We start from the raw sequence: 26,589 nt of genomic DNA, 5'->3' as shown, positions 1-26,589 counted from the left end.
ACGGAACGTCTGCAAAGTCATGCTGGTGACCCTGCGAGAAGCCCCGGGTGTCCACCGCCTGTCCGTCAAAAGCGGGTTGAGGTCTGACGCAGTCGCCTCTCGTTCTCGCCTTGACCTAGAACTGGCGCCGCGTCACGCCTCGCGGCCCCTGACCGGGACGCGCTGGCGCCGCTTCGGTGCAGCGGCGCCTGCACGTTGTCCGGAGGCGCGCCTTGCGCCTTAAAACCACCCCCGGCGGCGTGCGAAGGCCACCAGGGCCACCACCAGGACCATGGCCCCCACCAGAGCCGCAAAGAACCCCGCGTCTCCAGCGCGGAAGACAGAGGCTTCAAAATTGGTCCCCAGAAACCCGGCGACGGCCGCCAGGACCCCCAGCGCCACGGTGGCGACCGTCAGGGTGGACATCACCTGGTTGGTGTGCAGGGTCAGGCGCGCTGTGTACAGCTCGAAGGCCCCCAGCACCAGGCCGCGTGCACTTTCGAGCGAGTCGACCGTATGTTCAAACTCGGCCACCAGCGCCCGCAGGTGCAGTTCCGGCTCGTCACCCACGAAGGTCACAAAGTCCGGTCGGCCCAGCGCGGCGTACACCCCACGGTGGGCCGTCATCATCCGGCACAGCTCACCCACCTGCCGGCGCAATCGGGCCAGTTCCGTCAGCAGGGGCGGCCCGACCTTCTCCGTCAGCATCCGGGTGTCCAGGCGGTCAACCGCCTCCTCCAGCGGATCAAGCTGCCCGAGGTAGGACTCGACGTGCCGGCCCAGCAGGGCCGCGAGAAACACGGCAGAATCGAGTTGTCCGAGGCGACTGTCGCTGCGCAGGGCCTGACTGAAGGCGTGAAGGAACGGCACTTCCTTCTCGGACACCGTCAGCACCCGGTTCTGACCCGCGATCAAGTGAAGGCGGCGGCCCACAACTTCTGTGGGTGCCAGTTCGGCGACCAGAACCTGAACGTGGGTGTACGCGCCGTGTTGAAGCAGGACGGGCCGCCGGGTCCCCTGGGTCAGCTGCCGCAGGGTGTCGGCGCCCACCTGAAGCAAGGCGGCGGCCGGCGCCAGTTCATCCGGTCCGGGGGCGTCCAGGTGAATCCACAACAGCTGGCGGTCGGTCAGCTGCGCTGGTACGTCGCTCAGGGAGGTGTAGTCCTGATCGGGCACGTCCGCATCGAACAGGTGCGCGTGCACCGTCATGGCGGCGGAACCGCGAACCGTTCAGCACGGGCGGGTGCGGCTGGGCAGGCGCAGGCCGGAAGGGAAACTTCCGGCCACCCCGCTTGGCGGACGGCGACCCGTGCGGCCGCTCCGGTCGGCCCCGCGGTACGGGGGTGCGCCGCCCCTGGGCGCAACAGCCAAGTGCGGGTCATTCTGACGGTTGCTCAAGGAGACGCACCGCCACCGCCTCGATGTCGGGGCCGGTGACAGTGGGCAGGTCAGCCAGGGGGCTCAGGACGTGGCCCGGGCGGTCGACGAAGGCGGTCCGGCAGCCTGCCCGGGCCGCCCCCTGAATGTCCCAGCCGTGCGCGGCGACCATCCACATGCCGCTGACGTGCACGCCCAACTGCTCAGCCGCGTACCGGTACGGCTCCGGCGCCGGTTTCAGCCGCCGCACGTCATGGGCGGAGAGCATCTGGTCAAAAAAGGCGCTCAGGTTCGCATTCCGGAGCTGCGCCTCGCTGCTCTCACGGGGATTGTTGCTCAGGGTCGCCAGGCGAAAACCCGCGTCCTTCAGCCGCTCCAGGCCACCCATCACGTCCGGGTGGGCAGGCAGGGTGGTCAGCGCCGCACGCAGGTGGCGTTTGTCGTCCGCGCTGACCCTCATCCCGCGGAGGGTGGCCGTCATGTCCAGGGCCGCGCCACCGATCGCGCCGAAGTCCTGGTAGGCCCCCGTCACGGTGGTGGTCAGGGCCGTCTTCAAAACCCGTTGAAACCACTGCTCGCGGGCGCCGGCATCTCCGAACAGCTGCGCGAAGTCCGAGTCAAGCGCCCGCAGATCAAGCAGGGTTTCGATCACGTCAAAAACCACGACATTTGCCACGATGCTCCTCCCGCTTCATGATGAGGCGCTGAAGCGCCCCTGGGTGCTCAGGTCAGGGATGCACGCGCCGCCGCCCGGTTTCGCGCTTCTCCCGTTACGACCGTGATGCGGGGCGCCATTCCCGGGGCTGGAAGGTCACGTCAAGCGGCGTATCAGACACGTGACTGGTGTAATTGCTGATGGTCTTCACGGCCAACCCCAGGATAATCCCCAGGATGTGTTCCTCACGGTACCCGGCGTTGAGGAACGCCTCGGCGTCGGCCTGGCTGGGACGGCCACGGGTGTCATGCATCGCCCGGGTGAATGCCCACAGGGCCTCGAGTTTGGGCTCCGCAATGGGCCGCCCGTCCCGGATGGCGTCTGTGACGTCCCCCGGCGCGTTCGACACGTGATCGGCCAGAAAGGAGTGGGCGCCCGCGCAGTACTCACAGCCGTTTTCGACACTGAGGGTCAGGAACACCACTTCCTGCTCCACGGGCGTGAAACCGGCCCCCTTGCGGAACGGCTCGTACCCGTAGAGGTCGGTGTCCAGGACTGCCGGCTGGCGCGCCATCATCAGGTACATGTTGGGAACGCGGCCTTTGGCCCACTCGAGCACCGCGCGGGCTTCAGGTGTGGCGTGTTCCGGATCGACGGGAGGCTGCTTCAGGTGGTAGGGCTCACTCATGGGGGTCGCCTTGGGCGGGGGGTGGGTCAGTGCGTCGTTCTGAGGCTGGGGAACGCCAGGGCGGTGGCCGACCGCTTGACATGCTGGAACAGCACAGGCCTGGGCGCAGCACCGCAGTGCGGACCCGGGAACCCTCAGGCGGCTCCCCTTGAGCTTGCCAGGGCCGGATGCACCGCGGTGTTGTGCGCCCAACATCAGTCTTCGCGCGCCCGTTATGAAACGGTCACCGTCGGGTGGCGCCCGGGGTGATGTTGGCTGCATGACACTCGCCTCGCCGGCCGTGGTGTTCCATGGGGGCAACATTGGTGCCCCACCACCCACAGACTGGACGCGCCCGGCAGACCCCGGGTAAACCCCGCTGCCGTGACGCCGTCATCCGCGGTGCCGGGCAGGGCAGCAAATCGCTGACCCGGGGGCGGGACGGACAGAAGAGCAGGTGGTCCCGATCGGCACCGCGCGGTGCAGAGGCCGCCGGGTGGGCCCCCCCCTGACCTGGACGTGGACTGGCCGGGCCGGCGCCGCGCTGGGCGACCGGACTGACGTGGCGTCTGGGGTCATCGGTCCCGCGGTGCACCGCGCCCCCATGCCAGGTGGGGTGACTCTGCGCCCACTGACCCTGCGGGGCAGCCGGCTGGGTGAGGCCGGTCACGCCTCAGTGCGCGGTGGGGCCTGGACCTTTCGGCGAACGCCTGGCCAGATCGCCGGGGGCGCCGCGGCTCCGCAGCGCCGAGGCCCGTACGGCGCCTGGCCTCTGCCACCACTGGCGTGGACCGGGCCCGCCTGGAGGCCAGTGGTGCGGGGTAAGGGGCGTCCGCGCCCGGCCCTCCGATTTCAACCGCGCGCCGTGACTGACTGGCTGCACTTCACGGGGTGGGGCCGCGCCGCGCTGTGGGGGGCGGTGCGTGACGTCAGCCGGTTGCCCGCGGACCTGAGCCCACACCAGCGGGACGCGGCGCAGAAGCAAGTCAGTGCGCGCCTGTTGCGGCACCTGCGCGTTCGTCTGGAGATCACGGGCGCCGAGTGCATCGGGCGTGGGCCGTACGTCGTGATTGCTCTGCATGAGAGCGTCGTGGACGTGCTGGCGCTGGCGCAGCTGCCCCTGCCGCTGCGGTTTGTTGCGCGCGCAGAGATCTTCAGCTGGCCAGGCGTGGGCCCGGCAATCACCCGGCTGGGCCACGTGAGCATCGACCCGGAAAGTGGGTCGGGCGGCTACCGGCATCTGCTCCGGCAGGCCCGGGCGATCACCACGGGGGGGAGAGCCTGGCGTTGTTTCCTCAGGGCACGGTGCTGGGTCTGGAAACTGACTTTCAGCAGGGCGCGTTTGCTCTGGCACGGCACCTGAATCTGCCGGTCCTGCCGGTGGTCCTGACCGGCGCTCACCGCGTGTGGGAGCATCCATTCAGCCCGGCGCTCCGCTACGGGCAGCCGGTTGGCCTGCGGGTCCTGCCGGCGCTGACCCGATCGGAGGTGCAGCGCTGTGCCCCCGAAACGCTGCGCGTACAGGTCCGCCGCCGCATGAAGGCGGCCGCGCTGGACGGCCGCCTGCCCGCCCCCCGTCGGTACGATCCGGAGCGGGACGGGTACTGGCATGGGTTTCACTTCAGCATCGACCCTGACTTTCCGCAGGTGCAGGCCCTCGTTGCGGCCCACCGGCGCACCCCACCTGGAGGAACCCCATGAAGCATGCCCTGGCCCTGACCTTAGCCCTGATGGGCATGACCCTCGCCGCCCCCAACCCCGCCAACTGGACCCAGGTGCTCAAAGAAGCGCGGGGGCAGACCGTCAACTTCTACATGTGGGGCGGATCGGAGAACATCAACAGGTACGTGGACACTGCCGTCGCGCCCGCATTGAAGAAGCTCGGCGTGACGCTCGCCCGGCGTCCGTGGATGTCGCTGCGTTTTTCGGCGGTGTGAACTTTATTCCAGGGCAGCAGCGGGGCCAGGAGGTGCGGACCGGGCTGGGCGTGTTCCAGGTGGGCGTGGCGCGCGAAGGCCCGGTCACGCTCGTCATGAGGCCCGAAACCATGCACCGGGCGCTCGGTGAGAATGCCTTCCAGGGGGAAGTGATGGCCTGCGCGTTCGCCGGGGGGTTCCAGCGCGTGACCTTGCGTGCCGGGCCGCAGACGCTGGTGTGGCACGCGCCTGCGCATGAAGCCGTCGTGGTGGGTCAGCAGGTGACGTTGTCCTGCCCCGCCCCAGGCTGCTGGACAGTTCCACGCGGGAGTGTGGAGCACCCATCCGGAGGACCCACATGATCCCCAGACCCACCCCCACCTTCCAGGATCTGTATCCCGGCTTTCCCGAGCCCGAATTCGAGCCGCTGGCCTTCCGGCGCCGGTCCCTGGAGGAGATGCGCCGCCGTGCCCAGACGTTCTACGAGGACATGGCCGGGCGGCGCACCACCCGGCAGTTCAGTCCGGAGCCCGTGCCGGTGGAGCTGATCGAACTGGCAGTGCAGGACCCTGACCTCAAACGGCAGATGCGTGAGGCGGCGGAAGACGAGGAGTACCGGACCTACACCCAACGGATGCCGGAGGAGTGGCGCGCGGCCCTCGCGCCGCTGGGGACCGATTATGTCAAGACGCACCTCACCGACGCGCCCTGGGTGGTCGTGTTGTTTCGCGAGAAGTATGGCCTGCGCGCCGACGGCAGCGCCTCCAAGAACTACTACACCACGGAGAGTGTGGCCATCCCGGCCGGGCTCTTCATCGCGGCCGTTCACCATGCCGGCCTGACCACCCTGACCCACACGCCCAATCCGATGGGTTTTCTGGGCGAACTGCTGGGCCGGCCTAAGAACGAGGAGGCCATGCTGGTGATGCCGGTCGGGCATCCCGCCGAGGATGCCTGCGTGCCCAGACTCGCCCGCAAGGCCCTGGGCGACATCTTTCAGGTGGACCGAGGAGAATGAACACCGGTTCTCCGCGCCCTGGGGCCGGTGGAACGAAGGGGGAACCGGTCCGGAATCGTTCAGAAGGCCACGTGATGACCGGGCGACCCCAGGCCGATGCTGTTTGACGCGGTGGTCATCGGGGCTGGCCAGTCGGGCCTGGCCACGGCCTACCACCTGCAACAGCGTGGCCTGCGGTTTGTGATGCTGGAGACGGGCGCGCGGCCGGTGGGCTCCTGGCCGCAGCATTACGACAGCCTGAGGCTGTTCTCTCCCGCCCGCTACGCGGCCTTGCCGGGTCTGCCCTTCCCGGGTGACCCGGAGCATTATCCGACCCGTGATGAGGTGGCGGCCTACCTTGAAGCGTATGCCCGGCAATTTCACTTTCCGGTCCTGACCGGGGCGAACGTGTCACAGGTGCTGCCCACCGGCGCGGCCTTCCGGGTCCTGACCGACGATGGCCGGACGGTGGAGTCACGGGCCGTGGTGGCGGCGACCGGAACCTTTCGCAAGCCACGCACCCCGGACGTGCCGGGGCGTCCGAACTTCCAGGGACGGACCCTGCATTCGCTCGAGTACCGGAACGCGCCCCCCTTCCACGGCGAGCGGGTCGTGGTCGTGGGGGCAGGGAATTCAGCAGTTCAGATCGCGGTGGAACTTGCCCAGGTCGCCCGGGTCACCCTGGCCGTGCGCACCCCCGTGCCGTTCTTCCCGCAGCGCCCGCTGGGGTGGGATGTTCACGACTGGATCACCTGGCTGCGGGTGGACCAGTGGCCGCTCGGATGGCTCGGCCGGCTTCCCAGCCCGCGGACCGTGTTCGACCCGGGCGTTTACCGCGCCGCCTTCCACGAGGGCCGTCTGGACCAGCGGCGGATGTTCAGCCGCTTCACGGCGCGGGGCGTGGTCTGGACCACCGGCACCGAGGAAGCTGTGGACAGCGTCATTTTTGCTACCGGTTACCGCACGAATCTGGATTACCTGTGGGGGACGGGGGCCCTGGATGCGCGGGGAGAACCAGTACAGCGGCTGGGCCGGAGCTTGACGGTGCCAGGCCTGTATTACGTGGGCCTCAGTGGGCAGCGCGCGTTCGCGTCCGCCACCCTCCGGGGCGCCGCTCCGGATGCGGCCCTGGTGGTCCGGCACCTGGCCAGCCATCTCAGGGCGGCAGGGCGGCGTGCCGCCGCAGGGACCGGCCCACACGGCCTGAGGTAAGGCTCGCCGACCGCCCTGCTTGGCTCAGCGCCGTCCAGGGCGCCTCACCCCAAAGGCTCGCCCTTGCGTGAATAAGCCCAGGTACGTCTGACGCACCGCCTCGGCGTACGTCGGGTAAGGAGCGGGCAACAGGGCCAGCTTGAGGGGATGAATGCCGAGGCGGCCAGGCATGCTGAGCAGCTGCGCCAGTTCCCCGGCGGGCCCCCCCACCACCTGCGCTCCCACCACCCGCAGGCCCAGCGGCGTGCCCAGGCGGCCCTGGAGGGCAATGAGCTTCACGAAGCCCGCCTCGCCCTCGGTGATGGCGCGGTCCAGGTGGCGGTAGTCATAGTCGACGACGATCACCCGCCGGCCGTACTTCTGGACCGCGTCCGCCTCCGTCAGGCCCCAGTGGGCAATTTCGGGGGATGTGAACGTCACCCAGGGAATGCGCTCGACCTGGGCCCCGGGGGCGCGGGCGCGCGCGAGCAGGCGGCCGGCCTGGCCGGTGGCCCCCAGGCCCGCCAGCGTGCCGCGCTCGGTCGCGCCGTGCGTGAACATTGGTCCACCGACCACGTCGCCTGCCCCGCTCAGGTACGGCACGGTCGTGGAGCGCATCTGGGCGTCCACCGTCAGCCCGTGTTCGTCATAAGCGGCCCCGATCCGTTCCAGCCCAAGGTTCTCGACGTTCGGCCGCTTTCCGGTAGCGAGCAGCACATGAGAGGCGGTCACCGTCCCACCGCTGTCCAGGTCAGCCTTGATGCCGTCCGCTTCTCCCCGCAGGCGCTGAACCTGGGCGTTCAAATGAACGGTCACCCCGTCGGCCCGCAGGACCTGCAGCAGGTGCCGGGCCGCCTCGGGTTCATCCCGGGGCAGCAGCTGCGCTGCGGATTGAATGAGGGTCACGTCGCTGCCCAGACGCACGAACGCCTGCGCCATCTCACACCCGACCGGGCCACCCCCCAGGATCAGCAGGTGGGCGGGTGCCTCGGGCAGGTCAAAGAGGGTTTCCGTCGTGAGGTAGGGCAGGTCCGTGAGCCCTTCGATGGGAGGGACCACCGGGTGGGACCCGGTCGCCAGGACGATCTCCCCAGCCACGATCTGGTGGGTGTGGCCCTGGCACTGAAGTTCCAGGGTGCGGGGGGCGACGAACCGCGCCTCGCCGTTGACCACCCGCACGCCACTCGCCTGCACCGCATGCGGGCTGTCCGCCTCCTGAAACGCCCCGATGGTGCGGCCCAGCGCGGCCTGGACGGCGGCCCAGCTGGGAGGGCCCAGGACGGCGAGCCCCAGTGCCTCGGCGCTTCTCGCCGTGTGAACACGTCTGGCCAGGGAGAGCAGCGTCTTCGAGGGCACGCACCCAGTGAACAGGCACTCCCCGCCCAGACGGTCACGCTCGATCAGGATGACCGTCTGACCGCGGGTGACGGCTACCTGGGCGGCGGTCAAACCTGCCGCGCCGCCACCCAGCACCGCCACGTCGACCGTCATGACCGTTTCGCCCAGCGCGCACGGCACGTTCCACACGGCTGGTGAGGCCGTCACTCCAGTGCCTCCAGTTCCAGTTGCTCGATCAGGGCCTCGAGACCCTGCACGTTCACCCGGTAGTCGCCTCGCGTGCCCAGTACGAGCTCCTGGGCCCGCCACGCGCTGATCGCCTGCGTGGCACTCACCCGGCTGGCGTTCGCCAGGCTGGCGATCTCGTCGTGCCGGAGGTCCAGTTTCAGGTGGTACACCTCGCCGCCGAGGTTCTCGCCGAGCCGGACCGCGAGTTCCACCATGACGCGCGCCAGCCGCACCTGCACTGGCTGGGTCATGACGTGGAGGCGCTCCTCCAGGTCTGCGTTGCGCCGCGCCAACACCATCGCGAAGGTCAGGGCGACGTGAGGCAGCTGGGTGGCCACCTCCAGGAACTGCTCGCGGCTCACCGGGCACACGACGGTGTGGTCACCCAGGCACACTGCATCAGCCAGACAGGTCCGGGCGAGGGTCAGGAAGTTCTCCCCGAAGAAGTCGTCCGGACCGCAGACGGTCAGGACGCGCTCGTTGCCCAGCCAGCCGGGTTGGGCGAGTTTGACGTGGCCTTCGAGCAAGATGTAGAGATTGCCTGCTGACTCACCCCGCCGGTAGACCCGCGCCCCGCGCGCATACCGGCGGGGCGGACAGATCTGCCCGAGTCGCTGCATGTCGGGGTCGCTGATGGAGGTCATCCAGTTGGTGTCCGTGACTGACCAGGCACGTTGCGGCGTCTTGGGCACAGGACTCACGCCCAGCAAGGAGAGCAGCCGGCGCGTCGGGTCAACCGTATTCATGACGTGCCTGCGCTAGAGGAATAGACGGCGGGACGTGGGTTCATGCGTCAGTGTGACCTGCGGAGGGGGCAGCGTGTGTTGCCGGCACGACATGTCCTGGGCTGACGGGGTTGGTCCCGTGCCGCCCACCGACAATGGACCCAATTCGTGAGGGTGCCCGGGGGTTGTGGCAAGTTGTTGAGGTGGTTGTGCTTCACGGAAGCAGAGGGCTGCGGGAAGGCAGGCGGCTTGAAGTTCAGGCCGCCTGCCGCACGGTTTCTTGCCACGTCTTGAAGGCGGTCTGTTGGTGGTGACGCCGGTGGCGAGCGGGAACGGTGGAGCGAGCAGGATGGTGAAGATTCGTGATGCGGGCGTGCAGGTTGAGAAAACCTTGTGCCCGCTGCCGTGACCGGAAACCTCGCTGCTGATGTTCCTGGCGTCGTGTCGGGCGGTGGGATTGTTCGATCAGGTTGTTACAGCGGGCCGTGGAGACGATCTGGACGTGCTCCACGCTGTGGAGCACAGGAAATTCCCGAAGAGCTGCGCCGTCACTCCGAAGCTTGTCGGTATGGATGACCTCCGGCACGTCGTATTCCTCCAGCAATCGGTGGAAGAACGATCTGGCGGCCTCGGTGTCGCGTTGTTCCTGAAGGAGGACGTCCAGCACGGCTCCGTGTTCGTCGACGGCCCGCCACAGCCAGTGTTTGACACCGCCCACGTCCACGCACATCTCGTCAAGGTGCCACCGGGAACCCCGTCGGGGTTCTCGATGGCGTAGACCCTGGGCAAAGGGGTCGCTGAACTTGATACACCAGGTCCGAATGGACTCGCGGGTGACGGCGATGCCCCGTTCCAGCAAGAGTTCCTCGACGTCCCGGTAGCTCAGGGTAAAGCGGTGGTAGAGCCAGACGGCGTAACTGATCACCGCAAGGGGGAATCGGTAACCAGGGAGTTTCTGACCGCTCAGCACCGCGTCACCCTACCTCAACAACTTGCCACAACCGTCTGGTCACGATGGGATCCGATTATTTTCCTCAAACGGCAGAAGGTCGCGCCTTGACGTGGCTGTTGGCGCTGTACGGCTTTGCCGTATTCGGGTACCTGACCGCGTCGGTGGCCAGTGTCTTTGTGGGCAACGACCGCGAACAGCAGCAGGGAGAAGGTGGGAAGAACGGTGGAGATGCCGGGAGTCGGGTGCTTGAGGAACTTCAGGCGCTGCGCAGAGAGGTCGCCGCGCTTCAGGCAGACCTTGGGCGTCTGACAGACCACCCCCCTCAGTCCTGAAGCACTTCAGAGCCCCTCACCCACAGGCAACCGTGGTGCCCGTAGAAGCTGGAAGCCGCACGTTGAAGAGGTGGCTTCCGATTTCACTTGTGAACGTAGGCAACCGGAAAAGAGGGGCTGGGTCTGCTCTTCAAAAAGAGCGGAACCAGCCCAGGCCTCAGAAAGCTTATTGAGTCGTTTTGCGCGTCAGGACGATGTCGTACGTGGTGGTATTGGGACGCTGATTGACGGTCAGGGTGGCGGTCACATTGTTTTGTAGTTTGAGCTCACCGACCACACGGTATTGACCGGAGATCTTCTCCTGTTCGATGTACCCCTGGCCCTTAAGCTGGTTGGCGTAGAACGTGTACACCTGACCCAGCCTCATACTCGACCTGAATGTGGTCTTCCAAACTGAAGTTGTCGACACGGGGACGGGCGGCGCCGCTACCTTCGAGGAAATCTGGTACTGGGCGACATCTGTAACCCACTCCTCTGAGGCCAGCGGCGTGACGATGATCGAGAGCGCCTGTGCCAGACCGTTCTGGCCGCCCTTGATGGTGATCGTGGCGAACCCAGTCGTCTGATTGTCCTTGAACCGGGCGATGTCGTCCAGGTCAAGTTCAATGGTGCTGGCCAGCGCCAGGACCTTGTTCAGCCCAGCGGGGCCAGCGATGTCGAAGGTGAACTTGTCGTTGGCGCTGGGAAACGTTTTGGTGGTATTTGCCTTGATGAAGTTCTCGCCGCTCGTAAAGCGGTTGGGCAGAATCAGGCTGATCGTGCCTTTCTGATCCACGTTGAACAGGTAGACGTAGGCGTCTTGCGTGGTTTTGACATTCAGGACGATTCTGTCGCCTGCCACGTAGGTTGGGATGGCATTTCCGGTTGTATCCTTCGCCGTCCAGACACTGACCTTGAGTGGCGTTACCACCGGGTTGACGATGATGCTCTGCGAAGTGATTTTGGGCGCAGTCTGGGCCGTGGTCGTTCCCAGACCAAGCAGGAGCCCGACCGACATGAGGGTGCGTTTCATATTTGAAGGTGGCATATCCTGGCCTGCTATGCCTGAGAGGGGCCTGACTGGCTGTTATAGAATGGACGATCCCTAAAGACGGGCACAGCGGGCCTGGGAAGCCACTGAAGCGCGCGCAACTTGCCCAGGGTGCGGACCGGTGGACATGATCGCCGACCTCGCCCAGCAAGCGCAGCCGGGCTGAGAGGAACCCTCCCCCTGCCGAGCTGTTTGTCAAAGGCGACGCGGAAACGAAGGACCACGCGTTATAGCTTCAATCGCCCGAAAACCCCCGTTGTTGATCTCGGCATAAGTTTGAGTCCATCAAGTGCTGTGGAAGCTGGATGTAGCGCACGCGTTGCCAGGCACTGACCAACCGGGCCTTGAGCTCCTGAACGTTCGAAGCACAGAAGTTCGCCAGGACATTGCGCTTGACGTACGCCCACACCAGCTCGATGGGGTTCAATTCTGGGGCGTAGGGCGGCAGGTACACCAGTGAGAGACGTTCGTGGCACGCCACGAACGTCTGCACGGCTTTGGCCCCGTGAATGCCCGCATTGACTAGCACCACCACGAGTTCCCCAACGACCCGCCGCAACACATGCTCCAAAAACTGGATCACATCTCCACTCCGAATCGAGCCCTGCTTCGTATTCTGGAAGAACGGTTCTGGCAAGTTAAACCGGGTAGGCTGCTGAACTGTGCTGGACCGGAAGCCCTACCGCCATCGTTTTCCCCTGAGCATCATCGGCTATGCCCTGTGGCTCGACCACCGCTTCCCGCTCAGCCAGCGTGACGTGCAGGAGCTGCTCCACGAGCGCGGTGTTCAGGTCAGCCACGAGACCCTCCGCCAGTGGAACATCAAGTTCACGCCGCTCCTCACCGAAGAATTGCGCCACCGAGAACCCCGGCGGGGTTCTCGGTGGCATCTCGACGAGGTCTGCGTCAAGGTCGGTGGGGTCAAGCATTGGATGTGGCGCGCGGTCGACGAATACGGGGCCGTACTCGACATCCTCCTTCAGGAACACCGAGAGACCGAGGCAGCCAGATCCTTTTTCATCCGCCTGCTCGGTGAATATCGCGTTCCTGAGGCCATTCACACCGATAAGCTCTGGAGCGACGGGGCAGCGCGGCGTCAGCTTCCCGTGCTCCACACCGTGGAGCACGTTCAGGTCGTCTCCACCGCGCGCTGCAACACCCTGATTGAGCAATCCCATCGACCCACACGGCAGCAGGAACGGAGTCGGATCGGCTTCAAACGACGACAGCGAACGCAGGAATTCCTGGCCCTGCACGCCCGAGTCTCGAACCTTCACCGCCACACCCGAACAACCGTTTCCGCCGCCAGGAGAAGAAGCAACCAAACCGTAGCGCTGCGCCTCTGGCGAGAGGCGATGCAGCAGGCAGCTTGAGAATCAAGCTGCCTGCTGCCCTACTCCAATCCCATTGAGATTAAGTTGCCGGAACCGTGCCTGAACACTGGCGCGAGCGGGGTGCAGCCTCCACCTCCACAGAGAGCCATCCCCGTGTGCTTCTCGAACCGCTGCCACGTGAAGCCCAAACCTGCATCACCCGAATGACGGACCGGCAACGCGCTATGCTGGCGGTCTATGCCGTTGCCCTCCAGTGACAACGCCGAACCTCCCAGTTCGACTCACAACGCAGCGCCCGTGGAGCACACCACCAAGCCTGGTGGTGTGCCTTGAGCGCGCTCCTTCCCCTGGGGGTCATCCTGCTGATGGTGGCCCTCAATGCGCTGTACGTCGCGGCCGAGTTCGCGACCGTCGGTTCCAGGCGCTCGCGCGTGCAAGAGGCGGCCGAGTCGGGGAACCGCTCGGCGGCTGACCTGCTGGAGATCCTGAAAGATCCAGGGCGCCTGGACACGTACGTTGCGGCCTGCCAGATTGGAATTACCCTCAGCAGCCTGGCCGCCGGCGCGTATGGTCAGGCGCAGCTTATTCCCCTCTTCACTCCCGTGGTCGGTCCCGCCGGGGGAGTGATCCTCGCAACTGTCCTGGTGCTGGTGCTGATTACGGCTTTGCAGGTCGTCCTGGGCGAACTGCTGCCCAAAACGGTGGCCCTTCGCTACCCCGAGCGCCTGGCCCTGAGCACCCTGCGACCCATGCAGTTGAGCCTTTTTGTCTTCCACCCGTTGATCCGCCTCTTCAACGGCACGGCCTTCTCCCTGATGCGGGCCTTGAAGCTTCATGTGGACTCCAGTCATGCGCACGTCCATTCCCCTGAGGAGCTCGAGGGCCTGTACCGCGAGAGTGCCCGTGGAGGACTCATCGACGCCAGTGAACGCGACATGGTCGCGGGTGTGCTGAATGTCGAGGACCGCGTCGTTCGTGAAATCATGACCCCACGCACCAAGCTTGTGACGATCCCTGGTCACCTCACGGTGCATGAGGCCCTCGGGCAGCTGGCGAACACCCCGTACACCCGCTTCCCCGTCACGGGCGATACCCCGGACGACGTCACCGGCATCATTCATCTGCGCCAGCTGTTCCTGACCGGCGAAAACCAGCCCGATCGGCGGGTGGGTGACGTCGCCCGGCCACCTCTGATCGTGGCTGAAAGCATGCCGGTTCCGGACCTGTGGCGGCGGCTGCGTGAAGCGTCGCGCCACGCTGCCATCGCCGTGGATGAGTATGGCGGTGTAGCTGGCATGGCTACCCTGGAAGACGCCCTGGAAGAGATCTTCGGGGAAATGCAGGACGAGTTCGATCACGAGGACGAACTCCTCACGGTTGATGGGGACCGGGTGCTGGTCCGGGGTGACGTGCTGATTGACGTGCTCAACGACCGGTTCGAGTTAGACCTGCCCACCGACGAGGTGGATACGGTCAGTGGCCTGGTGTGGCATGAGCTGAGCCGACTGCCGATGGTGGGGGATGAAGTGGGTGTGGGGGCATTGGTCCTGCGGGTCGAGGTGATGGAGCGCCGCGCGGTGCATAGGGTGAGCTTCACCCTGCCGAGAGGCACGACAGATGGGGACACCGGGAGGACCGTCTGATGGTGGACGTCGTTGTTCCCATCGTGGTGATCCTGGTGCTGGTGGTGCTCAATGGCGTGTTCGTCGCAGCGGAGTTCGCTCTGGTCGCCGCGCGCCGCACCCGCCTGACGGCGCTCGCCGACACTGGAAACCCAGCTGCCCGCTGGCTGACCGCTGTCTTCGACGATGAGACGGGAAAAGACCGGTACATCGCCATCGCGCAGCTGGGCATCACGCTGGCCTCCATCGGGCTGGGCATGTACGGTGAGCCCGCCATCGCCAGCTGGCTGTACGGGCCGTTTGAAGGTGCCGGCCTGTCCTACGCGGCGGCGCACACGGCTGGGTTCGTCATCGCGTTGAGCCTGATCACGTTCATGCACGTGGTGTTCGGGGAGATGATCCCGAAAGCGCTGGCTTTGCAGGCGCCGGAGGCGGTCAGCCTGCAAGTCAGTCCGCTCATGCGTTCGTTCGGGTTCATCTTCCGGCCGCTGATCATCCTGCTGAATTTCCTGGCGCTCGGGTTGATGCGGCTGCTGCGTATCCGGGAACCGGGGAAGTACGCATTCCTGTATACCAGCAAAGAGCTCAGCATCATCACGGATGAAAGCGCCGAGAGTGGGCAGCTGGGAGAAGTGCAGCGGGACCTGATCCAGAACATTTTCGCGCTTGAGGACCGCACGGCCGAGGAACTGATGACACCCCGCCGCAGCCTGGAGGCCCTGTCGGTCAGTGCGGCTCCTGAGGAGATCACGCGGCGGATTGCCCGGTCGCCACGGAGCCGCTACCCCGTGTTCGAGGACAATCTCGACGAGATCATCGGGGTCCTGCACGTCAAGGATTTCATTCGTGCACGCGTGGCAGGCAGGTCCCTCCACCTGGGCCGGCTGATCCGTCCCCTGCCCAGCGTGGCGGCGTCCTCAACGGCCGAGCATCTGCTGGCGCTGTTCAAGCGGGAACGCCTGCACGCAGCCCTGGTGGTGGACGAGTTCGGCGGCACCCTCGGCTTCGTGACGATGGATGACCTGATCGAGGACGTCATGGACGAAGAGGATGCGGGGTCATCGGACTGGGTGCAGCGGAATGAGGATGGCTCCTTGACCCTGAATGGCGAGGTCACGCTCAGCGAGTTGCGGGAGGACCACGGCCTGAACCTGCACTGTGAGGACGCGACAACCATTGCGGGGCTGCTGCTCGGGGAGCATGGGACAGTGCCGGCGGCGGGAACTACGGTATTTGTACAGGGACATGACCTGACGGCTGAAGAGGTACAGGGCCTCAAGATCACCCGTATAAAGGTGCGGCAGGTTACAGGTGCTGAGAGGGTTGTGTTGCAGTAGTCGTTGAAGATGGGACTCGTGCCGGTGATGAGCACGGCCGTGGAACGTTCGAACAGCGCACAAACACTTGTGCGGATGGCACCTACGATGTTCGTTCGTTGGTGGGACTCATACTGTTCCTCCAGAAGCATCTGTACGAAGGGCTGGAGATGCGCCTATCCCCGAAAGCATTCGGGTTCCTGTTGGGAGACGCACCGGGGCGGGTAGACAACCGGGAGACAATCACGGCAGAGGTGTGGCTGAGGTGCCGGGAGCAACGTGGTGGAAGTGCAGTTGGCTAACCTGCGGTTCAACCTGCGTGACGCTGGAGCGACAGGACCACGCGAGGTTGTCAGAACATGAACCTGCGACGGAGTCTTCCAGATCACCAGCGCCACGATCACCACCGCGACCCCGGCCAGCTCTCCCCCCGCCCTGGTCGGCGCCACTGCCACAGGGGCTGCGCAGCGAGCGGCGTGGGCCTGGGCTGCTTGGGGCAACCCTGTCGGCCCAGCCGCGCGCGTTCACAGGCTCTCCTGATCCATCAGGACGCAGTCGTTGTTTGGCACGAGTGTCGTCCTCCTGCCCCTCAATTCAATGAAGTGGCGGCGTCGGCCTGACCTGCTTTCGCCGCGAGGCGGCCGACCGTCAGACCCTGAACGAGAATGGAGAACACCACGATCACGTACGTCATCACCAGGAACAGGTCCCGCGCCGGGCCAGCCGGCACCGTGAAGGCCAGCGCCACACTGATCGCGCCCCTGAGTCCGCCCCAGATCATCAACCGCCGCGTGAACGGCGAGAACTCATGCCTGGTGCGCAGCAGGAGGACCGGCACCTGCACACTGACCGCGCGGATCAGGAGCACCAGCGGGATGGCGATAACCCCCAGCAGCAGCGCCTGGGTGCTGAAGCGCACCACGACCACTTCCAGGGCGAGCAACGTGAACAGGAAGATGTTCAGGAGTTCGTCGGTGAGGTGCCAGAAGCTGTCGAACTTCTCTCGACTGGACAGGGCCGCGGGGCGCCGGTCGGTCAGCGAGCCGACCAGCAGGCCGGCGGCCACGGCCGCCAGAGGGGCGGACACATGCAGGTGGGTGGCCACGGCGGTACACGCCAGGACCAGACCGAGGGTGACCAGCACCTCGACCACGAAGTCGTGAACAGAGCGCAAGGCCAGGTAGGCCAGCAGGCCCAGCACGCCCCCCAGAACCAGCCCGCCCAGCGCTTCCTGGGCGAAGAAGGTAAGGACCCCCGTGGCGCTCAGGTCCGGACCGTGCGCGCCGCCTGCCGCGGCGGCAATACCCGCCAGGACCGCGAAGGCGACGACGCCCACCCCGTCGTTGAACAGGCTTTCTCCGGCGACCAGGGTTTCGATGCGCTTGGGCACCTTAGCTTGCTTGAGCATGCCGAGGACCGCCACTGGGTCCGTGGGGCTGATCAAGGCGCCAAACAGCAGGCAGTACACCAGCGGAATGCTCAGCCCAAACAGCCCCAGCAGGCCGTACACGCTCAGCCCCACGAGACCGATGGAGAGGGCGGTGGAGAGCAGCGCGAATGAGACCACTGGACCCCTCAGGCTCCACAGGGCGTGCGAGTTGACCCCCAGGGCACCGGCAAAGAGCAGGAACGAAAGCACGCCTTCGAAAACGAAGTCGTCAAAATCAATGCCCCGAACGATGGTCACGGCGTCTACTGCGAACGGCACGTTGAGCTCCACGAGCAGGAACATCAGCAGGCTGACGACCAGCCCCCCGACGGTGACGCCGATGGACGCCGGAAGTCTCAGGTAGCGGGCGTTGACGAAGGCCAGAGTGGCGGTGACACACACCAGCAGGGTCGCCAGATCAAGAATGCGCATCAGGGAGGCTCCTCAGGTCGACAGCTGGAAGACCAGGTAGAACAGGCCCAGGGCCAGCGTTACGGTGACCAGCGCGACTGGCGTGGCGTAGCGCATGAACTGCCCGAAACTGATGGGGTGACCCTCACGGGCGGCGATGTCCGACACCACGATGTTCGCCGAGGCGCCGATCAGGGTCAGGTTTCCGCCCAGGCAGGCCCCCAGCGAGAGGGCCCACCACAGCGGATCCATCTTCGTGCCCAGCGTGGCTTGCAGTTCTTTGAGGACGCTGGCCATGCTGATGGTGAAGGGGATGTTGTCCACGAAGCCGCTGATGATGGCGCTGGCGAAACCCACCAGGAGAATGCCCAGTCCGATGTCGCCACCGATGGCGCCGGTCAGGGCCGTGGCCACCTGCTCAAAGACGCCGACATGTTCCAGCGCGCCCACCACGATAAAGAGCCCCATGAAAAACAGCAGCGTGGCCCACTCGACCTTCTCGAAGAGTTCCACCGGGGAGAGGTCAGCGATCAGCAGCAGGAAGGTGCTGGTGGTCAGGGCGATCAGGCCCGCTTCCAGCCCGATCGGGTGGCCCACCATGAACAGCACAAGGGTGACGGCGAACATCACCAGCGCCTGGCGCATGAGTTTCGGGTCGGTCTTGATGGGGCGGTCGTCGGACAGGATCTGCTGGAGGCGTTCACTGGCGCCGGCCGAGTTCAGTTCGCCGCGCCAGCGCATCAGGAGATGCATCAGGGCGATGCCGACGAGGGTGGCCAGGGTGGCGTAGGGGGCGACGTTCACCAGGAATTCTCCAAACCCTTTGCCGGCGACGGAGCCGATGATGATGTTGGGCGGGTCACCCACCAGTGTGGCGGTGCCGCCGGTGTTGCTGGCCAGGATGACGGCAATCAGGTAAGGCATCGGTCGGAGGCCCAGCCGGGTGACGACGGTCACGACGACCGGCGCCATGAACAGCACCGTGGTGACGTTGTCGAGAAACGCACTGAAGACGGCGGTGAGCAGGCTGAAGATCCACAGCACGCGAACAGGTTCGCCTCGGGTGAGGAGCATGGCGCGCCGGGCCACCAGGTCAAAAAATCCGCTGCGGCTCAGGACGTTGACGATGTTCATCATGCCGAACAGCAGGAAGATGGTGGTGAAGTCGATGCTGCCCCAGGCCTGGTCGGGCGTCAGGAGGCCGACCACCATGACGGCGCAGGCGCCGAGCAGCGCCGCAACCGTGCGGTGGACGTACTTCTCAAACAGGATCATGGCGTACGTGAGGACGAACAGGGCGATGGCGAGCACAGTCAGGGTGGTGTCACTCAGGTGCAGGCCGAGCGTTTCAGGCAGGGTGGCGTGGGTGGGTTCGGTCATGGTTTATCCGGTGGGTAGAGGCTGGAGGAAGAAATGAACGACGAGCAGCACGATCAGACCGGTCACGATCAGCGCGCCAACAAACGTCGCGAGGAACAGCACGAGGTCGCGCTGTGAAGGTGGGGACTCGTGACCTTCTTCGGGATCGGGTGGGGATGAATTGGACTGGTTCATACGGCCTCCTGGGAAAACGACAAAGGAGGAGTCTGTTAGCAGACTCCTCCAGTTCGGCGTATGGTCGCCGGTACCCGTCATGACGACAGGATTGTGGGTTCAGTGTACAAGGTCAGTGCAGAGTTCACTACCGGTAAAACGGGGAGGTGGTAAAGGTTGCCTCAAGGACCTGTGCGATGGGCACGGGAGGGGGTTCTCGTTACACGGTCGCATCCGGCCCGTCGTGTGGACCAACGCCAGCCCGCGCGGCGGCACCTGTGGTCCGGCTGCCCAGCATCAGCCACGCGGCCCCCAGCGTGGCCGCCAGGACGGACGCCAGGAGAACGCCCAGTTTCGCCTGCGTGAGCAGGGCGGCGTCCTCAAACGCCAGATTGGAAACGAACAAGCTCATCGTGAACCCGATGCCCGCCAGCAGCCCGGCGCCCACCATATGCATCCAGGTCACGCGGCGGGGGAGCGAGGCCACCCCGGCGCGAACGGCGAGCCAAGCGCCGCCCACCACGCCCAGGGGCTTGCCGACCAGCAGGCCCAGGATGACCCCGAGCGAGACCGCGCCGAGGCCTCCGCTGGTCACGGTGACCCCCGCGTTCACCAGGGCAAACACCGGCAGCACCAGGAACGTGACGAACGGATGCAGCGCATGTTCCAGTCGGTGCAGCGGGCTTTGCGCACGTTCGAGCAGGTCTTCGAGATCCCGCAGCCGTGCGCCGACCACCTCGCCGCGTCCGGGCCGGGCGGCGTTCGTCAGGGCCGCCAGGTAACCGGCGGGGTTGGGCTTGCGGATGGGCACTGCGAAGGCGAGCAGCACACCGGCGATGGTGGCGTGCAGCCCAGACTTCAAGACGAAGAACCACAGCAAGACACCCAGCGCGGCGTACAGCTTCAGGCTGAAGGCCCCGCGCCAGCCGGCATACAGCGCCGCGCCCCAGGTGAGGGCCGCCAGAGCCAGGAAGGTCAGGTCGAGGCTGGAGGTGTAGAACAGGGCGATCACAATCACTGCCCCGAGATCGTCGACGATCGCGAGCGCCGTCAGGAAGACTTTGAGGCCCAGGGGAATCCGGGAGCCGAGCAGGGCCAGGACACCCAGGGCAAAGGCAATGTCGGTGGCCATGGGAACGCCCCACCCGGAGATCCCAGGTCCGCCGGCGTTCAGCGCCAGGAACAGGGCGGCAGGAACGAGCATGCCGCCCAGTGCCGCCGCGACCGCAAGCGCCACACGGCGGCGGGAGGACAGTTCACCGATCAGGACCTCCCGCTTGATTTCCAAGCCCACCAGGAGAAAAAACACGGCCATGAGGCCGTCGTTGACCCAGTGCTCGATGGAGAGGTCCAGGCTGGCGTTACCCAGGGACAGGGCCAGGTGCGTGTGCTGGGCGGTCGTGTAGGTCTCACGCCAGGGGGAGTTGGCCCAGAGAAAGGCGATTAGGGCCGTGCACACCAGCAGCAGGCCGGCAAAGGACTCGCTGTGGACGAAGCGGGCAAACGGGGATTGAGGTTAAGTCATGTGTCCTCCGGAACAAAAAACGGTGGAGTCCGCAGATCGGACTCCACCAGGTCAACGTATGGCCGTTGGGACCAGCCGCAGGGCGGCTTACTTCTCTGACAGCGTAACATCCGCATCCGGAAGTGCACGCCGTGATCCGCCTTAACCTTCAGCCCGCGCGTCGCAGGTGCTGGCGCAGCGCGAAAGCCGGCCGCTAAGGAGGGCGAGGAGGGCAGCACGGTGTGTGCCTGGAGGTGAAGACCCAGGCGTGCAGGTGCTTGAGCATCACTCCGGCCTACCTTAGAGGTAACGGCAGAAATTTAGGTTGCTAGACTGGCTAGGATCTGTAGGCCAAGCTTAGCGGCGAGATTTCGAGGCGTATCTTTTCCTGCTGTGGCGCGAAGAAATCAATGATGAGCAGTGGATACGTCTCGAACCTCTCTTGCCACCCCTCATCGGTCTAGGGCGTCCGTACTTGGCCCATCGTCCTGTCATCAGCGGCATCATCTGGGTCCTGCGGACTGGCGCACCCTGGCGGGATGTTCCTGACCGATTTGGGCAGTGGACGACTATCGCCAGTCGCTTCCGTCGCTGGACGGCAAAAGGCATCTGGCAGGCCATTTGGACAGAGTTGCAACGCCAGGCTGACCAGGGCGGCCAGCTCGACTGGTCCATGCATTTTGTGGATGGCACCATTGTCCGCGCACATCAATGTGCAGCCGGTGCTCGTGGAGGCCAGCACGATGAAGCCCTGGGGCGCTCCCGTGGTGGGTTCGGGACGAAGATTCACCTGCGCGCTGAAGGACAGGGAAAACCCATGGCGTTCGTCCTAAGTGGTGGTGAACGCCACGAGGCCAAGTTCTTGGCACCACTTCTGGAAACAGGGGCTGTTGTCCGTGCGGGACGCGGCCGGCCTAGACTTCGCCCAGATCGGTTGGTGGGTGATAGGGGGTACAGCTACCCCACCATTCGGAAGTATCTCCACCGTCTTGGCATTCGAGTCACGATTCCCAGGCGCAGAAATCAAGGACCCGACCTCTGCTTCGACGCGGCGGTTTATAAGGAACGGAATCGGATTGAGCGTCTGGTTGGCCGCCTCAAGCACTTTCGGCGAATTGCGACTCGGTATGACAAGCGAGCGGTGAGCTATCAAGCTTGGCTCATCGTAGCCGCGATCCTCCTGTGGCTCTGAAGAGCTGGGCGGTGCGTACTGACGGCAAGTAAGCATGAAGCGGGAATAGCAGCCTTGTCTGCGGAGAGCTTGTGCAGTATATTGCACGTCATGGCGGACGCCCTTGACCACGCCCTGCGCAGGCTTGCCGACAACCTCCGGCATTACCGCATCCAGCGGGCGTGGACCCAGGACGATCTCGCGCAGGCATCCGGAATCAGTCGCCGCATGATCGCCGCCCTTGAAGCCGCACAGAGCAACGTCAGTCTCTCCACCCTCGATCACCTGGCCCAAGCGCTCAACCTCACCTTCGTTGAACTCGTCTCCCCACGCTTGTCCTCCGGTACAGGCGAGGTGCAGCGCGGCGCCACCCTCTGGACCGTACCCCATTCTGCCAGCCAGGCGGTCCTGGTCAATACGGCCCCCGCGCGCCACGGCACCGAACTCTGGCACTGGCACCTCAGCCCCGGCGAGCACTATGTCGCGTCACCCGATCCACAGGGCATGATGGAGATTCTTTATGTCCTGCACGGGGAACTGACTATCGAGTTCCAGAACCGCACCACACGCCTGCACGCCGGTGATTCCGTCACGTATCCGTCCGACCAGCCCTACACGTACCGCAACACCGGGCCCACCCTGACCGAGTTCATTCGCAACGTCACCCACTGAGTGAGGTGGTTTCCTCACCCCCACGCGGCGCGTGGGGGAACCCGGGTTATGCCCGAAGGAGCTGTATGCGCCTAAGCCGTCAAGAACTGCTGCTGGTCTTCATCACCATGATCTGGGGGGGCACCTTCCTCGCCATTCACCACGCCCTGGCATACACCGGACCCCTGTTCTTCGTCGGGGCCCGGTTCTTGATCGCGGCGCTCCTGCTGGCCTTACTGACCTTTCGCACCCTCGGCCGACCCACTCGGACGGAACTGGTCGCTGGCGGCCTGATTGGCGCATCGATCGGGGCTGGTTACATCATGCAGACCGTCGGGCTGCAGACGATCCCCAGCAGCACGTCGGCGTTCATTACCGCCCTATATGTCCCGCTGGTGCCCCTGTTGCAGTGGCTGTTCCTGCGCCGGCCCTCTTCACTGATGGCCTGTATCGGCATCACCCTGGCGTTCGTGGGGCTCATCCTGGTGGCGAATCCGGAAGGGGCCAGCCTCAACTTCGGGGCGGGCGAGTACTGGACCCTGGCCAGTGCAGTCGCCATCGCCGTCGAAATCATCTTGATCAGTGCCTTTTCCAATCGTGTGGACGCCAAGCGCGTGACAGTCATTCAATTGCTGGTGGCGGCCCTGTTGGCCTTCCTGGTGATGTGGCCCGCTGGGGAGCAGGTGCCCGCGTTTTCCTGGACGCTGGCGATCACTGTAGTGGCGCTCGGGGCGGCAAGTGCACTGATTCAGTTCGGGATGAACTGGGCGCAGAAGACCGTCTCTCCGACGCGCGCCACAGTGATTTACACGGGGGAACCCGTCTGGGCAGGCATCATTGGCCGGATGGCCGGAGAGCGGTTACCGCTGCTGGCGCTGTTTGGGGGCCTGCTGATTGTGTTGGGTGTTCTTGTGAGTGAATTGCCCTTGCCGGTCTGGCTCCGCAGCTTGTTGGATCGCCGACGGCCCCGGACTGAGGGGCTTGGAGATGCGCCAGTTGGCCATCGGGGGGATCATCAACCATAGATTCGGTTGCCCTTTGCCTACACGCCGTAGAAGGGAAGGACCAAGTAATTTCGCTTGAAAAAGCTCTCGTGCGGCCTACACTGGACCTACTGATTTCTACCTAACTTGGTAGCATCTGGTATGGCAGATGTGGTGCCCTGGCGACCCCGGCAACTCAGTCGAGCGCAGCAAGAAGAGCGAAGGCTCAGTGCGCTTCCCCTCCTGCATGATCCGCAGCGCCCCACCCGCTCACTGGCTGAGCAGTTCGGTGTCAAAGAAGTCACCATCCGCGCCTGGCGGGCCCAGATACGTCGGGGAGGCGAGGAAGCGCTACGCGCTTCCCGCGCCACCGGCCGCCCACCGCAGCTCAGCGCAGAACAACAAGTTGAGATCCAGGGGATCCTGGACCAGGATCCTCGCACGCATGGCTGCGACACCAGCGGCTGGACCACTGCCCGGGTGCGTGATCTGATCGGCAGGCGGTTCGGCGTGTGGATGCATCGTGATTACCTCTCTCGCAAATTGCACCAGTGGGGGTTCTCGTATCAGCGGCCCGCACTGCGCGCCGTAGAACGCAATGAAGAAGAAGTGGCCACCTGGGTTCGCGTGCAGGGCGAGGCCTTGGAAAAAAAAGATCGTTGAGGGCGCCACTATCGTCTTCCTGGACGAGAGCGGGTTCAGCTTAAAAACCACCAAGGTGCGGACCTGGGGCCGGTGTGGGCAGACCCCAGTGATTCCGACCCGGCTGCGGTGGGAACACCTCTCGGTGATCGGGGCCATCACGACCGGCGGCAAATTTCTCCAGCACACCCATCACGGCGCCATTCGTTCGCCTCAGGTCGTCGCCTTCCTGGAACACGTGTTGCGTCACATCGCGGGTGAGGTGGTCGTCGTCCTGGACCGGGCCATGATTCACCGCGCCAAAGTCGTTCAGGCGTTCGTGGCTCGCCACAAACGCCTGTTACTGATCTATCTTCCTGGATATGCCCCGGAGCTGAACCCGATTGAGCTGGTGTGGGCCGACGTGAAACGGAATGTATTGGGGAACTTCTGCGCGCCAACGGTCAGTGCGTTGAAAGCTCGACTGGTGCTGGGTTGGCAACGCGTTCGTCGCAAAGAGCTCCCTCTCGCGTTCATTCGCGGAACACCTTTTACTGCTCCGCTATTAACTTAGGTAGAGATCAGTAACTCTGCGTTCAGACGCCTACAACCTACCGTCACCCAGACGCCCGCAACCCCACCGGTTGCGGGCGTCGCCTTTCCCTGCTGGAGGTCATATGCGTAGCCGCTCGCACCCGCCTTGGAGCGAGCGAAATTTCCTACCTTGCCGAGAATCACCCAGCCGTATTGTCAGTCCAGCAACGGGAGAAAACCGTTCTGGACGTTCTTTTCCAGGAGTTTTACTATGACACGCACAGTTCCTGCTTCACCCCGGCCTCGGCCCCAGTTTCCCCTCATCATCGCCTTCATTGTCCTGGTGCACGCTGGGGTGATCGTTGTTTCGATCATTTACCAAACGCCCCTTCCCTTCGGCATCTTTATGTCGTTTGTGCTGGCAGACGTCATTTGCCTTGCGTTGCACTACGTGCCCGCGCGATCCTTGCCGGGCTTCATCCGCGCGCTTGGTAGCGCGTTCCGGGGAATAAACGGCAGCGGCAACCCGTGACGCTCGTGGATATTCCCTACAGCGAATGCATCAGTTTTTGTACTGGTGATATTCATTGGAGACTTCGCCGCTCATGCCGAATTGTCTTATGGGAAAGGCCGACCGCATGGCGGTCTGCAAACCCCGAGAGGAAACAAGGTCCCAGACTTCTAAGCGCATCCTCGAAAAGGCATCGCGTCAGGAATCGATCTTCTGGTGTCTATTTCCCATCTTGAAGGGTGATGAGACATGTCAGCTCACTTTCAAAAATAGATAACGGTCGTTCCTCGATAAGGATGACCTTCAATTTCCGAAAGGAAGAGTGATGATCTGCCAGAGAAAGAAGGCCAGAAGGAAAAAGGCCCTGGTTGCTGGGGAAGACGCGATGGCATAGCCAATGCAGGCGAGCAAAACGGCAAAGCTGGGAATCGGCAGAATGATGTAGGCGGTGATGAAAAAGAGAATGAGCGCAATGTCCCTGAGGATGACTTTATTTCCAGCGAGTGGTGCGAGGAAGACGACTGCGAGGACACCTTCTAGCATCTGAGTCAGCAATGTGAACACTTGCGCTGTAGGCGCGATGTTCGGTGGCCTGGCCAGGGCCACTGTTGAGGTTACACTCTGGCTTAAAAGGTCCGTGATAGCCAGAATGTTGTGCTGAAGCTGCTCCTGGGTCAGACCTGTGAAAACCTGGGTGGTCAGCCCAATCGGGATCATGGTGGCCATGAAGTACTGCAGGGCAGTTCCGTCAGCGAATTCGGGTGACATGAACTTCCACAACGCGGCGAAGAAGAATGTTGCGCCAATCAAATAACGGCCAGACGCGGCCAGCATGCCTCGTGGCTCTTGTGCTGAGAAAGACAGGAAGATGGCGCCGACCCAGTACAGCAGCAGGAAGGCGTGACCTCCCTGGGACCACCAGTTGTTGACGATGGGCAGCGCGGTTGCGAGGAGGACGAGGAACCAGAACGTCTGCTCACGGACGACTGGCCTGAAGATGATGGCTACGGCCAGTAAACAGCCGTAGTTGGCCTGCATCTGTTCCCCGAAGCTGCTGTACCTCGCCAGCATGAAGAGGGTCATCAGTGAGAGTGCCTGCCAGTCGTCGACCTGAGTGGTCAGGCTGGTCCACCACCCGGCAGCCTTACGGACAGCGGTCAAGTCGCACCGAGTCCTTTAAGGTGTTGGTCACGGTAAAGCGCCCGGGATCGAACGTCAGTTCCCGGTACTCGACCTTCAGGGCAGTAAAGCGTCCCAGGGTCTGCGGCAACTCGGCGCTGCACGCGGCGGCCTGACCATAAGCCCGGAGATCTTCTCGCGAAGGGTGCAGCATCAGGGTGTCGCTGAGGCCACTCAGTGATTTGGGGAGTTCCATCTTCTGCCACTGCTGCCCGTCCAGAGCAAAGAGGAAGACGCGGCGGCCCCGCTGGTCGTTCACCGTGGCGTACATGCCGAAGCCCCCGCCCCGCCAGGCGCTGACAGGCTCATAGTGCCAGCGCCAGACCTGCACCGACGCGACCGCCACCAGGATCAGGGCCGGGACGGCGGCGAGCACGTGATCAGTGGGGGAGAGGCGTGACGT

27 protein-coding genes and 2 pseudogenes are annotated in these 26,589 nt (G+C 64.6%); 15 read left to right on the top strand and 14 right to left on the bottom strand.

From position 1 onward, the window contains the following. Positions 1-219: 219 nt before the first annotated feature. The 3 genes from LAJ19_RS17615 to LAJ19_RS17605 all read right to left on the bottom strand — a co-directional run bounded on the left by LAJ19_RS17615 (position 220) and on the right by LAJ19_RS17605 (position 2,699). Complete coding sequence (locus tag LAJ19_RS17615; RefSeq protein ID WP_225523791.1) at positions 220-1,188, bottom strand: magnesium transporter CorA family protein; 969 nt, start codon at positions 1,186-1,188, stop codon at positions 220-222. A gap of 169 nt (positions 1,189-1,357) precedes the next feature. Then, complete coding sequence (locus LAJ19_RS17610; protein WP_225523790.1) at positions 1,358-2,032, bottom strand: haloacid dehalogenase type II; 675 nt, start codon at positions 2,030-2,032, stop codon at positions 1,358-1,360. Positions 2,033-2,126: 94 nt separating this feature from the next. Then, positions 2,127-2,699 carry a carboxymuconolactone decarboxylase family protein gene (locus tag LAJ19_RS17605; RefSeq protein ID WP_225523789.1) on the bottom strand — a complete coding sequence of 191 codons (573 nt, stop codon included), beginning with the start codon at positions 2,697-2,699 and terminating at the stop codon, positions 2,127-2,129. Positions 2,700-3,543: 844 nt separating this feature from the next. Between LAJ19_RS17605 and LAJ19_RS17600 the strand changes: the two genes are divergently transcribed. The 6 genes from LAJ19_RS17600 (at position 3,544) to LAJ19_RS17575 (ending at position 6,803) form a co-directional block, all read left to right on the top strand. After that, on the top strand, positions 3,544-4,041 hold the full coding sequence (locus LAJ19_RS17600; protein WP_225523788.1) for a 1-acyl-sn-glycerol-3-phosphate acyltransferase: 498 nt from the start codon (positions 3,544-3,546) through the stop codon (positions 4,039-4,041). After that, on the top strand, positions 3,984-4,379 hold the full coding sequence (locus tag LAJ19_RS17595) for a lysophospholipid acyltransferase family protein (protein ID WP_225523787.1): 396 nt from the start codon (positions 3,984-3,986) through the stop codon (positions 4,377-4,379). The genes LAJ19_RS17600 and LAJ19_RS17595 overlap by 58 nt, the downstream gene beginning before the upstream one ends. Next, a complete protein-coding gene (locus LAJ19_RS17590) occupies positions 4,376-4,615 on the top strand; it encodes a hypothetical protein (RefSeq protein WP_225523786.1) in 240 nt (79 codons plus the stop codon). Before LAJ19_RS17595 ends, LAJ19_RS17590 begins: the two co-directional genes overlap by 4 nt. Continuing rightward, positions 4,612-4,956, top strand: a complete 345-nt coding sequence (locus LAJ19_RS17585; protein ID WP_225523785.1) for a TOBE domain-containing protein — start codon at positions 4,612-4,614, stop codon at positions 4,954-4,956. Before LAJ19_RS17590 ends, LAJ19_RS17585 begins: the two co-directional genes overlap by 4 nt. After that, entirely contained in the window at positions 4,953-5,612 is a 660-nt protein-coding gene (locus tag LAJ19_RS17580) for a nitroreductase family protein (protein ID WP_225523784.1), read from the top strand. Before LAJ19_RS17585 ends, LAJ19_RS17580 begins: the two co-directional genes overlap by 4 nt. A 96-nt stretch (positions 5,613-5,708) precedes the next feature. Next, positions 5,709-6,803: a flavin-containing monooxygenase gene (locus LAJ19_RS17575; RefSeq protein ID WP_225523783.1), complete on the top strand. Its 1,095-nt coding sequence runs from the start codon at positions 5,709-5,711 to the stop codon at positions 6,801-6,803. Positions 6,804-6,827: 24 nt separating this feature from the next. Here LAJ19_RS17575 and LAJ19_RS17570 read toward each other — a convergent pair whose 3' ends face one another. The 3 genes from LAJ19_RS17570 to LAJ19_RS17560 all read right to left on the bottom strand — a co-directional run bounded on the left by LAJ19_RS17570 (position 6,828) and on the right by LAJ19_RS17560 (position 10,040). Further along, the gene (locus tag LAJ19_RS17570) at positions 6,828-8,327 is read right to left on the bottom strand and encodes a dihydrolipoyl dehydrogenase family protein (RefSeq protein WP_225523782.1); all 1,500 of its coding nucleotides are present in this window, start codon (positions 8,325-8,327) and stop codon (positions 6,828-6,830) included. Continuing rightward, on the bottom strand, positions 8,324-9,094 hold the full coding sequence (locus LAJ19_RS17565) for a Crp/Fnr family transcriptional regulator (RefSeq protein WP_225523781.1): 771 nt from the start codon (positions 9,092-9,094) through the stop codon (positions 8,324-8,326). Before LAJ19_RS17565 ends, LAJ19_RS17570 begins: the two co-directional genes overlap by 4 nt. A 235-nt stretch (positions 9,095-9,329) precedes the next feature. Next, on the bottom strand, positions 9,330-10,040 hold the full coding sequence (locus tag LAJ19_RS17560; RefSeq protein WP_225524003.1) for an IS6 family transposase: 711 nt from the start codon (positions 10,038-10,040) through the stop codon (positions 9,330-9,332). A gap of 89 nt (positions 10,041-10,129) precedes the next feature. On the opposite strand from LAJ19_RS17560, the gene LAJ19_RS17555 reads away from it, so the two are divergent. Continuing rightward, positions 10,130-10,357, top strand: coding sequence for a hypothetical protein (locus tag LAJ19_RS17555; protein ID WP_225523780.1), 228 nt, complete (start codon positions 10,130-10,132; stop codon positions 10,355-10,357). Positions 10,358-10,523: 166 nt separating this feature from the next. On the opposite strand, the gene LAJ19_RS17550 is transcribed toward LAJ19_RS17555, so the two are convergent. Beyond that, entirely contained in the window at positions 10,524-11,369 is an 846-nt protein-coding gene (locus LAJ19_RS17550; protein ID WP_225523779.1) for a DUF4384 domain-containing protein, read from the bottom strand. 253 nt (positions 11,370-11,622) lie between these two features. Beyond that, positions 11,623-12,012: pseudogene (locus tag LAJ19_RS17545) on the bottom strand (transposase); the annotation flags it as partial. 37 nt (positions 12,013-12,049) lie between these two features. On the opposite strand from LAJ19_RS17545, the gene LAJ19_RS17540 reads away from it, so the two are divergent. From LAJ19_RS17540 to LAJ19_RS17530, 3 genes are all read left to right on the top strand, one after another. Next, positions 12,050-12,760: an IS6 family transposase gene (locus LAJ19_RS17540; RefSeq protein WP_225523778.1), complete on the top strand. Its 711-nt coding sequence runs from the start codon at positions 12,050-12,052 to the stop codon at positions 12,758-12,760. Between the two features lie 290 nt (positions 12,761-13,050). After that, on the top strand, positions 13,051-14,364 hold the full coding sequence (locus LAJ19_RS17535; RefSeq protein ID WP_225523777.1) for a hemolysin family protein: 1,314 nt from the start codon (positions 13,051-13,053) through the stop codon (positions 14,362-14,364). After that, positions 14,364-15,680, top strand: a complete 1,317-nt coding sequence (locus tag LAJ19_RS17530; protein WP_225523776.1) for a hemolysin family protein — start codon at positions 14,364-14,366, stop codon at positions 15,678-15,680. Before LAJ19_RS17535 ends, LAJ19_RS17530 begins: the two co-directional genes overlap by 1 nt. A 568-nt stretch (positions 15,681-16,248) precedes the next feature. On the opposite strand, the gene LAJ19_RS17525 is transcribed toward LAJ19_RS17530, so the two are convergent. From LAJ19_RS17525 to nhaA, 4 genes and pseudogenes are all read right to left on the bottom strand, one after another. Then, on the bottom strand, positions 16,249-17,520 hold the full coding sequence (locus tag LAJ19_RS17525) for a cation:proton antiporter (protein ID WP_225523775.1): 1,272 nt from the start codon (positions 17,518-17,520) through the stop codon (positions 16,249-16,251). A gap of 12 nt (positions 17,521-17,532) precedes the next feature. Then, complete coding sequence (locus tag LAJ19_RS17520; protein WP_225523774.1) at positions 17,533-18,879, bottom strand: ArsB/NhaD family transporter; 1,347 nt, start codon at positions 18,877-18,879, stop codon at positions 17,533-17,535. Between the two features lie 3 nt (positions 18,880-18,882). Continuing rightward, positions 18,883-19,053 carry a hypothetical protein gene (locus LAJ19_RS17515; RefSeq protein ID WP_225523773.1) on the bottom strand — a complete coding sequence of 57 codons (171 nt, stop codon included), beginning with the start codon at positions 19,051-19,053 and terminating at the stop codon, positions 18,883-18,885. A gap of 199 nt (positions 19,054-19,252) precedes the next feature. Beyond that, positions 19,253-20,542 (bottom strand): annotated as a pseudogene (gene nhaA / locus LAJ19_RS17510) (Na+/H+ antiporter NhaA); the annotation flags it as partial. A 385-nt stretch (positions 20,543-20,927) separates the two neighbouring features. Between nhaA and LAJ19_RS17505 the strand changes: the two are divergent. The 5 genes from LAJ19_RS17505 (at position 20,928) to LAJ19_RS17485 (ending at position 25,028) form a co-directional block, all read left to right on the top strand. Then, complete coding sequence (locus LAJ19_RS17505) at positions 20,928-21,728, top strand: IS5 family transposase (RefSeq protein WP_225524012.1); 801 nt, start codon at positions 20,928-20,930, stop codon at positions 21,726-21,728. Positions 21,729-21,818: 90 nt separating this feature from the next. After that, positions 21,819-22,379, top strand: coding sequence for a helix-turn-helix domain-containing protein (locus LAJ19_RS17500; protein ID WP_225523772.1), 561 nt, complete (start codon positions 21,819-21,821; stop codon positions 22,377-22,379). 65 nt (positions 22,380-22,444) lie between these two features. Beyond that, positions 22,445-23,383: a DMT family transporter gene (locus tag LAJ19_RS17495; protein ID WP_225523771.1), complete on the top strand. Its 939-nt coding sequence runs from the start codon at positions 22,445-22,447 to the stop codon at positions 23,381-23,383. 120 nt (positions 23,384-23,503) lie between these two features. Further along, a protein-coding gene (locus LAJ19_RS17490) for an IS630 family transposase (RefSeq protein WP_225523770.1) occupies positions 23,504-24,536 on the top strand; the annotation gives its coding sequence in 2 pieces (ribosomal slippage) (positions 23,504-23,989 and positions 23,991-24,536; 1,032 coding nt in all). A gap of 231 nt (positions 24,537-24,767) precedes the next feature. Continuing rightward, positions 24,768-25,028 (top strand): hypothetical protein, encoded by a 261-nt coding sequence (locus LAJ19_RS17485; protein WP_225523769.1) that lies wholly within the window; start codon positions 24,768-24,770, stop codon positions 25,026-25,028. 282 nt (positions 25,029-25,310) lie between these two features. Here the strand turns inward: LAJ19_RS17485 and LAJ19_RS17480 are convergent, their stop codons facing one another. Together LAJ19_RS17480 and LAJ19_RS17475 are read right to left on the bottom strand one after the other, a co-directional pair. Beyond that, the gene (locus LAJ19_RS17480; RefSeq protein ID WP_225523768.1) at positions 25,311-26,168 is read right to left on the bottom strand and encodes a hypothetical protein; all 858 of its coding nucleotides are present in this window, start codon (positions 26,166-26,168) and stop codon (positions 25,311-25,313) included. After that, on the bottom strand, positions 26,152-26,562 hold the full coding sequence (locus tag LAJ19_RS17475; RefSeq protein WP_225523767.1) for a hypothetical protein: 411 nt from the start codon (positions 26,560-26,562) through the stop codon (positions 26,152-26,154). Before LAJ19_RS17475 ends, LAJ19_RS17480 begins: the two co-directional genes overlap by 17 nt. Positions 26,563-26,589 lie beyond the last annotated feature (27 nt).

It is taken from the genome of Deinococcus taeanensis (genome assembly GCF_020229735.1).
Lineage (GTDB): Bacteria > Deinococcota > Deinococci > Deinococcales > Deinococcaceae > Deinococcus > Deinococcus taeanensis.
This window is presented reverse-complemented; position numbering and strand designations above follow the sequence as displayed.